Origin of the sequence: Thalassobacillus cyri, assembly GCF_900107755.1 — a bacterium.
Lineage (GTDB): Bacteria > Bacillota > Bacilli > Bacillales > Halobacillaceae > Thalassobacillus > Thalassobacillus cyri.
On sequence record NZ_FNQR01000002.1, the window covers coordinates 203,994 to 217,691 of the forward strand.

At 42.8% G+C, this 13,698-nt stretch carries 13 protein-coding genes and 1 pseudogene; 10 read left to right on the forward strand and 4 right to left on the reverse strand.

Going from position 1 to position 13,698, the window contains the following annotated elements:
- Positions 1 to 18 precede the first annotated feature (18 nt).
- The 4 genes and pseudogenes from BLV00_RS22305 to rraA form a co-directional block, all read left to right on the forward strand.
- Positions 19 to 329 (forward strand): annotated as a pseudogene (locus tag BLV00_RS22305) (GNAT family N-acetyltransferase); the annotation flags it as partial.
- 197 nt (positions 330 to 526) lie between these two features.
- Complete coding sequence (locus BLV00_RS03285) at positions 527 to 1,087, forward strand: GNAT family N-acetyltransferase (protein ID WP_093042721.1); 561 nt, start codon at positions 527 to 529, stop codon at positions 1,085 to 1,087.
- 177 nt (positions 1,088 to 1,264) lie between these two features.
- The gene (locus BLV00_RS03290) at positions 1,265 to 1,693 is read left to right on the forward strand and encodes a hypothetical protein (RefSeq protein WP_093042371.1); all 429 of its coding nucleotides are present in this window, start codon (positions 1,265 to 1,267) and stop codon (positions 1,691 to 1,693) included.
- Between the two features lie 148 nt (positions 1,694 to 1,841).
- Positions 1,842 to 2,324, forward strand: coding sequence for a ribonuclease E activity regulator RraA (gene rraA, locus BLV00_RS03295; protein WP_093042373.1), 483 nt, complete (start codon positions 1,842 to 1,844; stop codon positions 2,322 to 2,324).
- Positions 2,325 to 2,417: 93 nt separating this feature from the next.
- Here rraA and BLV00_RS03300 read toward each other — a convergent pair whose 3' ends face one another.
- Positions 2,418 to 3,137 carry a response regulator gene (locus BLV00_RS03300; RefSeq protein WP_093042375.1) on the reverse strand — a complete coding sequence of 240 codons (720 nt, stop codon included), beginning with the start codon at positions 3,135 to 3,137 and terminating at the stop codon, positions 2,418 to 2,420.
- Entirely contained in the window at positions 3,109 to 4,740 is a 1,632-nt protein-coding gene (dcuS, locus tag BLV00_RS03305; RefSeq protein ID WP_093042377.1) for a DcuS/MalK family sensor histidine kinase, read from the reverse strand. Before dcuS ends, BLV00_RS03300 begins: the two co-directional genes overlap by 29 nt.
- A 262-nt stretch (positions 4,741 to 5,002) precedes the next feature.
- Here dcuS and BLV00_RS03310 point away from each other — a divergent pair, with 262 nt between their 5' ends.
- Positions 5,003 to 5,281, forward strand: a complete 279-nt coding sequence (locus BLV00_RS03310; RefSeq protein ID WP_093042378.1) for a hypothetical protein — start codon at positions 5,003 to 5,005, stop codon at positions 5,279 to 5,281.
- Positions 5,282 to 5,332: 51 nt separating this feature from the next.
- On the opposite strand, the gene BLV00_RS03315 is transcribed toward BLV00_RS03310, so the two are convergent.
- Entirely contained in the window at positions 5,333 to 5,512 is a 180-nt protein-coding gene (locus BLV00_RS03315) for a small acid-soluble spore protein H (RefSeq protein WP_093042723.1), read from the reverse strand.
- Positions 5,513 to 5,736: 224 nt separating this feature from the next.
- Between BLV00_RS03315 and BLV00_RS03320 the strand changes: the two genes are divergently transcribed.
- The 5 genes from BLV00_RS03320 (at position 5,737) to BLV00_RS03340 (ending at position 11,376) form a co-directional block, all read left to right on the forward strand.
- Positions 5,737 to 6,954, forward strand: a complete 1,218-nt coding sequence (locus BLV00_RS03320) for a dicarboxylate/amino acid:cation symporter (RefSeq protein WP_093042380.1) — start codon at positions 5,737 to 5,739, stop codon at positions 6,952 to 6,954.
- Positions 6,955 to 7,122: 168 nt separating this feature from the next.
- Positions 7,123 to 8,091, forward strand: coding sequence for a hypothetical protein (locus BLV00_RS03325; RefSeq protein WP_093042382.1), 969 nt, complete (start codon positions 7,123 to 7,125; stop codon positions 8,089 to 8,091).
- A 55-nt stretch (positions 8,092 to 8,146) separates the two neighbouring features.
- Positions 8,147 to 9,259, forward strand: a complete 1,113-nt coding sequence (locus tag BLV00_RS21835) for a hypothetical protein (protein WP_093042384.1) — start codon at positions 8,147 to 8,149, stop codon at positions 9,257 to 9,259.
- Positions 9,260 to 9,502: 243 nt separating this feature from the next.
- The gene (locus tag BLV00_RS03335; RefSeq protein ID WP_093042386.1) at positions 9,503 to 10,468 is read left to right on the forward strand and encodes a nuclease-related domain-containing protein; all 966 of its coding nucleotides are present in this window, start codon (positions 9,503 to 9,505) and stop codon (positions 10,466 to 10,468) included.
- Between the two features lie 254 nt (positions 10,469 to 10,722).
- Positions 10,723 to 11,376, forward strand: a complete 654-nt coding sequence (locus BLV00_RS03340; protein ID WP_093042388.1) for a superoxide dismutase family protein — start codon at positions 10,723 to 10,725, stop codon at positions 11,374 to 11,376.
- 32 nt (positions 11,377 to 11,408) lie between these two features.
- Here the strand turns inward: BLV00_RS03340 and BLV00_RS03345 are convergent, their stop codons facing one another.
- Entirely contained in the window at positions 11,409 to 13,571 is a 2,163-nt protein-coding gene (locus tag BLV00_RS03345; RefSeq protein WP_093042390.1) for an FUSC family protein, read from the reverse strand.
- Positions 13,572 to 13,698 lie beyond the last annotated feature (127 nt).

Genomic DNA, 13,698 nt, shown 5'->3' on the forward strand with positions numbered 1-13,698 from the left:
AAGGAGCGACATATAGAAATGACTGTAACGATAAAAAAGTGTACTCTTGAAGATTTACACCAACTTCAGGAAATTAGTTATGAAACTTTTCAGGAGACATTCAAGCATCAGAATTCTCCAGGAAATATGAATACTTATTTGGAAAAGGCACTTAACTTGAATTAAGTAAAAAAAGAATTATCCAACATATCCTCACACTTCTTTTTTGTTTATTTAACCATGAAATCGCCTGGTGTTTAAAAGCTCAATGTCAATGATGCACAGTCGGAAGACATGGGGAAGGATGCATTTTAATTGAGAGGGTTTATATCATAAACGAATTCCCCAAATAGCCCATTCTTTTTATAGGGGAATGAAAAACAGACGGATTTCATAATGACCAAAAGGCTCCGATAACCCTTGGAAAGGTGGATAGCAAGTCCGATGAAAAACAGGGAGACAAACGAAAGGAAAAAGGAGTGAACTTCCCGAAATATGAGTGGGTGAAGGGGAGTTGCAGGAGAAGTCATGCAAAGGAGATGTCACATTGATAACGAAAAAACAAAAGTTTTTATCAGAAACTGAACGTTTAGTATTAAGACCCTTTCATAACAATGACTATGAACGGTGGGTCGAAGGGTTCCGCAACAGGCTCCCTTCCCAGTATAAATATGACGGCAATGGCATGGATTTGAGCGGATGGACACAAGAAAAGTTCAATGAGGTTGTTTCAAAATTTCAAGGATTAGCTGAGCAGGATGAAGCCTATGTTTTTGGTGTTTTTCGGAAAGAGGACCAGAAACACATCGGTAAGGTTGAGTTTAGTACCCTCATGAGAGATGAATTTCAATGGGGACTTCTGGGATATCGGATTCACAACCAATTCTGGAGCAACGGCTATGGTAAAGAAGCGGTCAAGGAAGGATTAAATATCGCCTTCCATGATCTTGGTTTCCATCGCATTGAAGCTCACATTAATTTAGATAATACACCATCGATTCGATTAGCAGAGGGCGTGGGAATGACGTATGAATGTACAAGGAAGGAATTTATTTATGAATGTAACGACTGGACCGATAATCTCGTGTATTACATGAATTCAATATAACCAGTAATTACGATCGGACGCAATCCCCATGTCATTGAATTACGCTTGCTCGACAATAATTATTATAAGGTTTGTTTAAATAAGGCATCGATGTTTGCTTTACTGAAACAAAAGCAGTTTTTTAAGAACAATAAATAGAAAGATTATTAAGTTTGATAATGGGGAGGGGGAGTTAAATTGCATCCAATTACCGTAATAGAAATTGCAGGGTCCTTTATTTTGGTAATTGTTATTTTTGTAATTGCACGCTTATTGCCTAAGCAAATGAGAAAACTTAGTTTAATTATCGCGTCTTTATTATCTGCACTATTGCTATTATTCTTTACTATTCGTCCTCACTGGGTTGATTACCAAGTATCAAAAAAGATCGAACAACTAAATCAATATCTAGCAGAAAAATATCCTAATCAAGAATGGACGATTAGCCGAAAAGAAGGCAGGCAATATAACCCTTATCACTTAGAAGTTGAATTTGAAAATGAAAAAGATTGGATATATACCTATTCAGTGGCAAATGAAAAGAATATTTGCCAAAATGTCTGGACCCCGACAGAGGGCAAGTTTCCACAGGAAGGGAAGCATTATGAAAGTAATCACTGTAAATAAACCATATTCTTTCCTCAACAAACGATGTTTAGTAGAAGATTCACTAAAGGATATCTCGATATCGAGCCTTACGGTTAAGAAGGAATTAACGCCCATTTTATTGAAATCTTTATTATCTAACTTATACACAAAATAGGAGGAAGAAATAATGACTATCAAAACTGCTGATTTATGTGATGAATATCCAAACAAGCTAAGTATCGTCGATCCTTCATTTTTAAGTTTTGGTAAAGAGAAAAGTTTTTTTGGTCCTATTTCCACAGTTAAGGTGAAAGACGATAATGTCCTTGTCAGGAGGGCGTTAGAAACCATTCCACCTGGAAACGTGCTAGTAGTCGATGGAGCGGCTTCAAAAAATTGCGCGTTGATGGGTGGTAACCTGGCAGAAATAGCAGCACAAAGAGGGTTAGCGGGAGTTATTATCAATGGGTATATTCGAGATTCACTTGAAGTATGTGAAACCGATACTGGGGTAATCGCTTTAGGCACCATTCCTTTGAAAAGCAAAAAAGAAGGGAAAGGACAGGAAAATATCACGTTAGAATTCGGTAATATCACCTGGAATCCGGGCGATTATGTTTATGTGGACGAAGATGGGATAGTCGTAGCATCAGAAAAGCTGGATATGTGATAAACAAAAGCTCTAACCCTTAATAAATAATTGGTGGCTTCAATAGAATAACGAGGGAACTTCTCAAATCAGGAAGTTCCCTTTTTTAGATTCTTATAAATAAGAAGCAATAATATGTTGCTTCTCCTCATGAAGCCGATATTGGTAGATGGGGCGTCCGACTCCGTATATCAAGTCTTCTTCCAAATAACCAATTTCTGAAAGGAATTTTAAATATTTCCTTACCGATACCCGCGAAATATTTGCTGCTTCAGCAATATCCTCGGTTGAAAAATCCCGCCTTTCATTGGAAAGGATTGCTTCATTAATCGTCTGCAATGTATTTTTCGTGAGACCTTTTGGCAGTTGCTGCGGTCTTGGCTGGCCGTAAGCAGGCTGGCTGCTTTTTTTTCGAAATAAACGGTCAAGTTCCTGCTGACTGACGCTGCTTTTATGATGAAGTTTATAATAGTTATGTTTGTATTGCGTGAGCGCTTCATGGAAGCGGTCGAATTCAAAGGGCTTTATTAAATAATCGATCGCCCCAAGCCTTAATGACTGCTGAATCTGCTCAATATCAGAAGCGGCAGTAATCAGAATGACATCAACATCTTCGTTTTGTTCCCGGATCTGCCTTAAAAAATCGATACCATTCAATCCTGGCATATAAACATCGAGCAGTATCAAATCTACTTTCGTTTCCGCCATATGGACGGTTGCCTCATCTATGTTTGCCGCCACTCCACTGAGGGTGAAGCTGTCCAACTGCTCTACATATTGCTTGTTGAGAGCAGCTACCATTGGATCATCTTCCACGATCAGTACCTTGATCATTGCCATCACCTCCTGATTCATAAGGGACTATGATTGAAAAAGTTGTTCCTTGCCCTGGAGAGGAGTCGACTTCAATCGATCCTTCCAGCTGCTCTACACTGTTTGTTGCAAGGTAGAGGCCAAAGCCACGATGAGATCCTTCTTTGGTGGAAATTCCTTTCTGGAAAACTTCTTCTTGTTTATCTTCAGCTATCCCGACTCCCGTGTCGATTACGGTCATCGTCAACAGTTCATCAATATAAGATAATTCGAGCGTAATGTCTTTTTGCTTCGAATGGCTGACACTTTCAATGGCATTATCGATAATATTACCAAGAATCGTAATCAGCTCATGGGTCAAGGAAGGGTCATCGGGTTTCGGTATTGTTGTTTCACAATGGATTGTAAAATCAACATGGGCTTCCCGGGCGTAACTGATTTTTCCTATAATAAAGCCGGCAAACGCTGGATCCTTTATGGAACGTGTGACATTGCCGACTTCATGAGCCTGGTGGTCGACGAGTTTGCTGATGAAGCTTTTTACTTGATCGTATTCTTCTAACTTGATCATACCAAGCAGTACATGCAGCTGGTTCATGAACTCATGGGATTGCGCTCGTAGCGTATCCGCATACATCTGGACACCGGTAAGCTCTTCAGCTAATTGGTTGACCTCTGTTTTATCACGGAACGTAGCGATGGCGCCGACGACCTGTTCGCTTACCACAATCGGGACACGGTTGGTGATGATGGACACGCCATTGATGACTTGCTCCTCATCAAGATCAGGGTGCGGGTTTCTTAAAACATCAGCCAGCATTGTTCCCGGTAAAAATTCATGGATGTTCACCCCGATTGGTTCTTTATCCATCAGCCCGGCTTTTTTAAAAATCCGCCTTGCAGACCTGTTTACAAGCACGATGGTGGCGTCTTTGTCGATGGCAATAATCCCTTCATGGACGGAATGGAGCATCTGATTCCTTTCTTCGTGAATCCTAGCGATTGCATATGGCTCTAAACCGAACAAGCTTTTTTTTATATAGTTAGCCAGCAGGAAAGCACCGATGATGCCGACAATCACACCGATAACGGAACCTATGATGATCTGCAACTGGCTTTGTTGGATGGAAGATTCCACCGCTTGCAGCGAGATACCGACCGCTACCGCTCCGACTTGTTTCTGTTCTTCACCATAAATCGGCGTAAACGCACGCAATGATTTTCCAAGCGTACCTGTCGATCTGGACGTATACGCTTTCCCCTGAAGGACACGTTTCTCGTCACCGCCGACAAAATGATTGCCAATCCGGTCCGGTTCCGGGTGGGATTTCCTGATGCCGTCCATATCCATGACGACCACAAACATGACATCAGCAGCATCCTGGATCGTCATCGCATAATCCTGGATGTTTTCTTCCTGAGCCTCGTTCTGCAATCCATTTTTAACCACCTGAGACTCTGCTACCGTACGTGAGACGATGATAGCTTTTTCCTCTAATTGCTCTTCTATATTTTCACTTGTTGTATTGGTAATAAGAATATCAGTGATCAATAAAGAAACTAATACGACTAGGCAGACAAATAATATGATCATCGTGCTTAGTTTGAACCGGGGTTTTGGCAATGGTTGTCACCTCCAATTTGGAGAAAGGAATGAATAGGTCTATTTTACACTTTGAAGATAAACATTGGTAAAGGGGTAAAGTATAAGAAAAACTAAACTTTCGATATAAGGACTTGGGGATAAGTCAGTTTTTTAAATAAGAGGAATCGTATGGCTGAAAGGGTGTGAAAATCTATGCTCACCCCTGACATACATAAAGACCACTATTTGTATCATTATAAACATGGAAAGACAAAAGCTAAACTAGAAAGGATATGATCGTATGGATGAGAAGAAAAAGACATCAAAAAGACGGCAATTAGAAGTCGAAACAAGAGACAACAAAGAAGTAGAGCTTGAAACAGCACACCCAGGGCTGAAGGAGTATAGTGTACAAAACGATAACTTTGCGTCTGGAGAAAATAGCTATTTAAATGAACAACCAAGTGATTTTGATGACAGGGAAGAAAATGGGGTAGCGTTTTCTGAGGAGCTGGCTGATGGCGGCGAACGAAACGAATTTGCAAGCGGACAAACGGGAAATAACTTCGGCGATCTATAATTGAAGGTGGAAAAGGCAGAACCCGCCACGGTAAGGTGGTGGGTTCAATTCTTACTGTTCCTGTAAATTATCTACAGGAACACTTTGTTTTTGTTCTGGATTGTTAAGAGGGTGGATGGTAGCTGTTCCGCTTGTTTCGTCGACGTGTTCGATGTAGACGCTTTCTCCGTTATAGGTCACCTGAACCATATCGGACGAAAAAGCAATATCCTGTGCTCGTTGGGCGTTAATCGTAATCACCTCCTTTGAAGACAGCGATAATCATACTATTTGTTTTCCATCCATAAGATATACTCGTAATGTTAAAGGGATAGATCATAGCCAGGAACTTGGTGGTGCCAACACAACCCGCAGGAAATAAGTCCTTTGTTTTGACTTTTATCCCCTGTTTTAGTAAGTTATTATAAAATTCCGATCAATAAAATAGGATTTATACGATTAAGGGGGGAAGAGGTATTAAAACACTTTGGAAGCGATATAGGGATGTATCGCTGATAGCAAAAATAACGATTGCTCTTATTCTGGGTATTATAGCGGGGATTATTTTCGGCGAAGGTACAAGTGTGCTGGCACCTTTTGGTGATTTACTGCTCCGTTTATTACAATTCATCATTATTCCATTGATATTATTTACATTGATTGTAGGGGTGAACCAGACGCGCCTGGCTAATTTGAGCAGGATGGGCGGAAAAGTATTCCTCTACTACGTCGCTACCTCTGCTCTTGCTCTGATTGTCGGTTTGACTATTGCGAGCATCATGAAACCGGGCGAAGGAATTACACAGCAGACCGATCAGACAGTGGATGCTGGTGAACATCCTGGCGTAGCGAGTGTGCTGTTGAATATTGTACCAGAAAATATCGTAACGGCGTTCAGTGAAATGAATCTGCTCGGTATTATTTTCACTGCCCTTGCATTCGGAATCGCGATTTCTGCCTTGAGAGGGTCAACAGAGCACGGAGCTCTTGGGGAGCATGTCTATAAAATGGCTGATGGACTGAACGAGGCTACGTTCAAAATCATGCATGTGATCCTGCAGTATGTACCAGTCGGTATTTTTGCTATCATTGCACAAACAGTGGGCAATCAGGGGATGAACACGATTTTAGAACTGGGGAACATGATTGGTGTTCTTTATATAGCGATTATCGTGCAGATTGTCATTTATATTTTACTGATGCTGCTGTTCAAAGTAAGTCCCGGCAATTTCTTTGCTCAAGCCCGGACTCCGATGATTACCGCTTTCGTCACCCAAAGCAGCTCCGGAACCTTGCCGCTTACGTTGAATGCCGCTAAAAACCTCGGTATTTCGAAAAGCTTATATGGCTTCAGCTTGCCGCTTGGAGCAACCATCAATATGGATGGCGCTGCGATCCGAATTGCCGTTTCTGCTGTATTTGCTGCTAACTATACGGGAACAGAACTTGGTCTCGGAGAAATGCTGGCCATCGTCATTGTCGGTACGCTTGCCTCGATTGGAACGGCAGGGGTCCCAGGTGCAGGGATTGTCATGATTGCTACTGTATTCACACAGGTCGGCCTGCCGATGGAAGTCGTCGCATTACTCACATCGATCGATGCACTCGTAGGTATGGGAGCAACAGCCTTGAACGTAACGGGGGATCTGGCCGGAACGTCTATAATCAATCAGACAGAAAAAGAAGAAAGTTAAGGGAAGGACCGGTTTTCCGGTCCTTTTGTATATTTTGAATACATATTTGTCGACAAGCTGAGTTCTCTAGTGGCAAATTTCAACAATTCCTCACACAATTTTCAGAATACGGACAAAAAAATTGCGAAATTCAGGAACTTTTGTAAATAGAGGGAAGGAGGTGAACGTGTGCGCACAAGACCATTGTTATACGTATGTCTAATGGTACTGGCGGTATTTTTCCTTCCAGCCGATACGTTTGCGAATATCGGAAATACTCCTGAACAGGCATCGCCACATGCTGATGTAGAAATAGAATCATCGAACCCTGTCGCTGAAGAGACTTCGGAGAAAGGCGAAGAAACATCTCAAGCTGTCAAAGAACAAGCAGCGGAGAAGGGAAGCCAAGCCTCTGAGACTGCTGAAGAAGCTTCTAATCATGGCAAGCAAATCTCTCAAGAGACGACAGGTAAAAATATTCAGCTAAATAAAGAAAGCGAACCTGCAGAACCTGTAAAGGATAAAACTTCAACCCTGCCACCTCAGGCAAGTGATAAAGCTTCCGAACTGACAAATGAGCTCAAGAGGAAGGCAGATTCTAAGAAGGCAGCAGACAAGAAACAAGTTGAAGATAAACCGCAGGATGAAAAGGGGAGGTCAAAACGTTCGGTAGAGAAAAGCTCGGGCAAAGGTGAAGAGCAGCCTGCTAAAACAGATAAACATAATAATAGCTCTGCTGATGACCAAGCTGATAAAAAAGAGGATTTGCAGCCAGTAGGAGCTGAAGCCGAGTCAACGAGCGAAAGAGTTGATACTTCAGCAGCCGATTCAGGAGAGGCGAACACTCAAAAAAATAGTACAGCTATTAATCAGCAACCGAAAAAACAAGAACAAGAAGAGCCGGCACCACTTCCAGAGCCGAGTAAGGACCCGATCGCTCAGATACATATGACTAAACCAGCTTCGTTCCCGTCACCAGTATCTTCGAGCGGAGGCGACTTTGGCGGCCAGACCACTTTTTCTTTGATAAAAGGAAACCTGCCAGGTTCTTTCCAGTTCGTAGCCTCAAATTCTCAAACAATCGGCAAAAGATCTGAGTTTCTCACAGATCAATGGGTGAATGCACCGCCAGCAGAACCACCGAAAGCCGCTTCTTAATTTTATATAAGTATCGAAACTACAGTACTAATAAAAATTAAGGAGCGATTTAATAATGAAAAACACATGGTTCAAATCTCTAGTATTTGCAGGAACTTTAACAATCGGCGCATTTGTTGGTGTGCAATCAACAGACGCAGCATCTTCCAATGCAGAAAAAACAGTAAAAGTTGCAGAAAAACAAGAAGTAGCAGCTGAGAAAAAGACAGAAGCGAAAGTGAATGACAAAGCAAAAGCAAACGCTTCTGCTAAATCTGACGTAGCTGCTGAAGTTACTGTTCAAGCTGAAGAAAAAGAAGAAGTAAGCAAATCTCAACAAAACAAAGCGAAAGCTCAAGCATCAGCTAATGCAAGTGCAACAGCAAAAGAAAATGCATCAGAGAACTCTGCGGTTCTAGCTGGAGAAGTTGGAGAGACAACTGAATCTGGCGAAGCAACAGAAGAAACAGTAGAAGTAGAAGTAGAAAAAGAAACAGCAACTGAAGAAGCTTCAACAGAAGAAGTTGAGGCAGGCGAAGAAAGCGAAGAAGCAACTGAGGAAGCACAAGAGGAAGTAAACAAGTCACAAGAAAACAAAGCTAACTCCCAAGCAGCAGCGAATGCCAGCGCTACAGCGAAAGCAAACGCTTCTGAAAACTCTGCTGTTCTAGCCGGAGAAGTTGAAGAAACAACTGAATCAGGTGAAGCAACAGAAGACGAAGCTACGGAAGAAGAGACAGAAGCTGATGAAAAGGAAGAAGCTGTAGAAGAAGAGACAACTGAAGAAGGTACAAAAGAAAATGTAGAAGTTGACGAAGAAACAACTACGGAAGAAGAGTCTACAGAAGAAGTTGAGGTAGATGAAGGTAGCGAAGAAACAACAGAGGAAGATGAAGAAGCAACAGACGAAGCACAAGAAGGAGTAAATAAATCTGAAGAAAACAAAGTAAACGCTCAAGCATCTGCAAACGCAAGCGCAACAGCAAAAGAGCACGCTTCTGATAGTTCTGCTGTACTAGCAGTAGCAGTTGACGAGGAAGCAGAAGAATCTGTTGAGACAGACGAGGAAGCTGCGGAAGAAGAGGTTGAAGTCGACGAAGAAAACGAAGAAGCAGTTGAGGAAGAAGAAACAACGGAAGAAGACGAAGAAACAGTACAAGTTTCTGTAAATGCTACAGTAGAAGAATAATGATTAAATTATAAGCCGGGGGTTTCCCCGGCTTCTTTTTGTTGGGTGTTGTATCTCCTCCTTTTTGGGTTATGGAAGAACTTTCGTGCATTAAGTCAGAAGATGACTCAGTTAAGTAGGAAGTTTATTGAGACAGGGCGGAACATAACAGCGTTAGGTCAGAATACGGCTGGATGTATAGAGGATTTTTCACTCTGATAGCGAATATAAGAGGGTACGCCTTAATAAAGGAGTGATAGATTATTGAAAATAAGAGCGAAAACGATGGAGCACTTACAATTGGAAGCATTGTTACCTCGTCTGCATCCAACTCATAAGAAATGGAGTGAGGTGGAATCACACTTACTCAGGCATTCTGCCGGCCATTTCGGTGAAACGACTGCTGATGTCTATCTCCAGTACCTCTCCCACGATCGTTACCACATTTTACAGGATCTCCGCCTTTTTGATGGCATCCGTCATTTTCAAATCGATGCCCTGATTCTGGCTCCCTCCTTCATCCTTATTCTGGAAATCAAAAATTTGAGAGGCAAATTGATTTTTGACCTCGAGCATCATCAGTTATTGCGAACCTATCAGAAGAAGCAGGATATTTTCCCTGATCCTTTTTTACAAGTGAAGCACCAGACCCTTCAGTTAACCCGCTGGATGCAAGCATTCCAACTCCCCGAAACCCCTATTCATTCTTTCATCATCATAGCGAATCCTAATACTACCATTAAAACGCAAGGACGGGATATGCAGCAGTTAAAACGCAGGATCATTCGGCCAAAGCTGCTGTATTCTGAGGTAGAAAAATTGCATGCGAGGAGTGGTCCTCCCATTTGGACGCCTGATCAAATAAAGCATGCTGCGGTAACGCTTCAAAGAGAAAACACACCATTTACTGCATCTATTTTGCAGCGGTTTGATTTAACAGCTGCTGACTTGGTTATGGGGGTGCGTTGTACAAAATGTGAAGTATTTGGGATGGAACGAAAGCGCGCCCACTGGTATTGCCCTCAATGTGAGCATAAATCAGAAAATGCTCATCTCGATACATTACGGGATTACCAATTACTTGTTGGAAATGAAATTTCGAATCAGGAATTCCGTTCGTTTGCCTGTTTATCATCGGAAAAAGTTGCACGCACGCTATTATCAGAATGCTGTACGCGATATGCTGGTAAAACTAGCGATCGGAAGTATATCTTAAATATCGTTAAGTAAGAAGGTCTTCGCGTTAGGGCGGAAGTTTATTGAGATAGGGCAGAACATTTTTGAGACAGGGCGGAACATAGCTGCGTTAAGTAAGAACACCTCCGCTTTAAGACAGAACCCTCCCTCCACTAAGGTAACCCCCTGACTTCTTACACATCCCCATTAGGTTGAAAGTCCAATTTTGTGTCAATTACGTTTACCAGCTCGATATTTCGTAAAAAGTTACATAGCATGAAATTTTTACAAGAAGGAGCGATGTGCCGATGAAGCGTTGGTTGTTTCTCGCGATTACCATGATGATGATTGCGGTATTAGCTGCATGTGGCGGCAACAATGAAAGCGGTGAAGACATGAAAAATAAGGAAAACACAGAAGAGAATAACCAAGATCAGAGCAGTGAAGAGAATAAGGAAAACGAAGACAGCAAGAGTAATGAGGAGAAAAGCGAAGTAACCCAGGAAGTTACGGTTGATTTGAAAAATCCGGATGATGAGAATATTGGCACCGCTAAATTGACCCAGCAGGAGGACGGTGTGCAGATCAGCCTGGATGCATCTGAACTTCCACCGGATGAACATGGGTTCCATATTCATGAGAAAGGAACCTGTGAGCCGCCTGAGTTTAAATCTGCTGGTGGTCACTTCAACCCGGAAGGTGTAAGTCACGGCACCAATAGTGAAGATGGACCACATGCGGGCGACTTGCCGAACATTAATGTAGGTGACGACGAGTCCGTCCAAGAGGAAATCCTGGCAGAAAACGTAACCTTGAAAAAAGGGGAAGATAATTCGCTATTAAAAGAAGAAGGAACAGCATTGGTGATTCATGCGAAGCCAGACGACAATGAATCCCAACCATCCGGTGATGCAGGCGTGCGGATTGCCTGCGGGGAAATCAATGATGGATTACTTGAATAAGCAAAAAGGACTCCCACGGCAGGAGTCCTTTTTCATCGTAATCCTAATTTTACAGCCAGCACCAGCAGCGATTGGTTAACTCGCCACACATAGTATAGGTGATGGACAAGATCGCCTTGTCCCTGATCGGTGCTAGGGGCCAGGCGCTCGATTTGCTCTCGTTCATCCTGTAAATCATATAACTGACCGATATGTTCTTCGCCTCTTATTTTCCTAATCAGGGCATCAATGTTGTGTTCTAATTTTTTCTCAACCTTTGGAAAAACATCTTTCAATTCATCTGGATAGAAGAAATTCTTTTGATAAGAGGAAGCTACCAGGTGTTTGGCATAGTAGTTGGTGGCTGTAAATATGGTAATCCATTTCGATAATTCTGAATGCTTCATCGCACCTGGCCGGTGCAGAATCGGCTGGGATTCATCTTTGATGGCCTGGACCTTTTCTTCCATCGCAAATGCCTGCTCTGCCAATTCCTTCACATTAACCGGTTTATGAAAACTGCTTACATACTGGATCACATATCCTTTCAACTCTTCCAGGTAGTCAGCGAACGTCTCGTTCACCTTGTCATGTGTCTTTGTCGGTAAAAGAACCGCTGATACGAGAAACGCAATCGCTCCGCCGGCAATCGTATCAATGACACGGGCGCCTAATAACTCAAGACTGATTCCGCCTAACAACAGGTCGTACATGAAGGCAATAAGCAAGGTGATGAAAATGCTCATCGCAGTATAGGAAACCGTCAAAATATAAAAGGCGGAAAAAACGACGACGAAGATAAGTGCCACTTCAATGGTGGCGTAGCTGGAAACAAGCCGGGCAAGCCCAAAACCGATAATAGCGCCGATGACCGTGCCGACAGAACGCTGGAATCCCTTCAGATACGTGCGGCCGACCGTTTCTGTACCGAGCAGAACGATGAATGTTGTCAGAATCACCCAGTAGGGCTGGATTGGTGAAATGATATGGCCGACAATAACGGCGACCGTACCGCCCATCAAAGCCTGCAGCGCTTTCTTCGTCGAAGGTTTCAGCCCTTCTTCTTTCTCGTCTTCGGCCACCTCTTCATCATCGTGCTCCTCGGTTGATAGGGATTCACTATCCCCTTTTTGCAGGGAAAGCTGGATTTCTATCGCGCCGTTGGTGACATGATCAGCAATCGAGTCGATGCGCCGCAATAAATAGAGCCTGCCTTTGGGACGGGGGCCTTGTTCGTCAAAAAGCAGATTGATCCTATCCCGGAACTTTACGGTGGCTCGCTGGGCGGAGTGCAAATTCTCTTTTTTATATTCCGGGGCCAGAACATCTGCGTTACGAAGCGCAGCAATCACCTCCACGAGCAATTGCCTCACTTCTGCTGTTTCAAAAGCGTCGTTCCGCTTCAATTCCGAAAGCGACTCAGCCAGGGTTTCGACAAACATAGCCGTGTCAAAAACATAAAGCCGTATTTGTGACGTCGTTAGACCTGGCCAAATTTCCGCAACGTCATGCGTATTCAAGTCAGTCGCGACGTTGCTGGCATATTCACGCAGCTTACGTACATTGTAATGCAATTTTTTCGCCCGGGATTCCTTTATTTCCGGATCCTGGATCATCTCGACCAACAGCTGAAAAGTCAAATTTGCCTGCGTGTGAAACGATTGGATACTTCGTCTCAGCATGTGTACAGAATCTTTGAAGATGAAAAAGTTATAAAGGAAGGCGTAGCTGATTCCGATAGCAATTGCCAGATAGAACCAAGGAAATTGGGCAGCAGATAACTTTAAAAAGGATGAAATATAAACGGTCATGAAGCCGATCATACCAAGAGAAAAGTAACGGCTTCCGTATCTGGTGAAATAAAAGGCGGAAGTGATAATAACAATCATGAGTGAGGAAACGAGAAAAACACTTTCAGCGAATAATGCGCCCAGAGTTACGCCTCCCACGGCAGAGATCGCCAGCAGCCCTGTAGTTACTTGCTTTTCCTGTTTCGTATCGTCCATGACAGCCATGATGCCCAACATTCCAGCCATTCCAGCTACGATTGCTGGGGTCAACGCCTCCTGATCAATCCAGTTAAAGAGGAAAATCACGGTAAAAACCGAGGAGATCAGGCTCAATGTCGCTTTGCCTGCCTGGTTTAACCGCTTACGTCCTGGGTCAGAAGCGAGTAGTCTTCCTAACCAGTAATACTTGAGAGATAATTGTTTCAATCCTTCATCAACCTTTAACGATGTATTATATTCTTTCTATTTTACGTGCCCTTAAGCGTGCGAGCAACTTATTTGAAAGGTGTTCACGATTTACAATAATTTTGAAAATGATAGGATGGTAATTAAT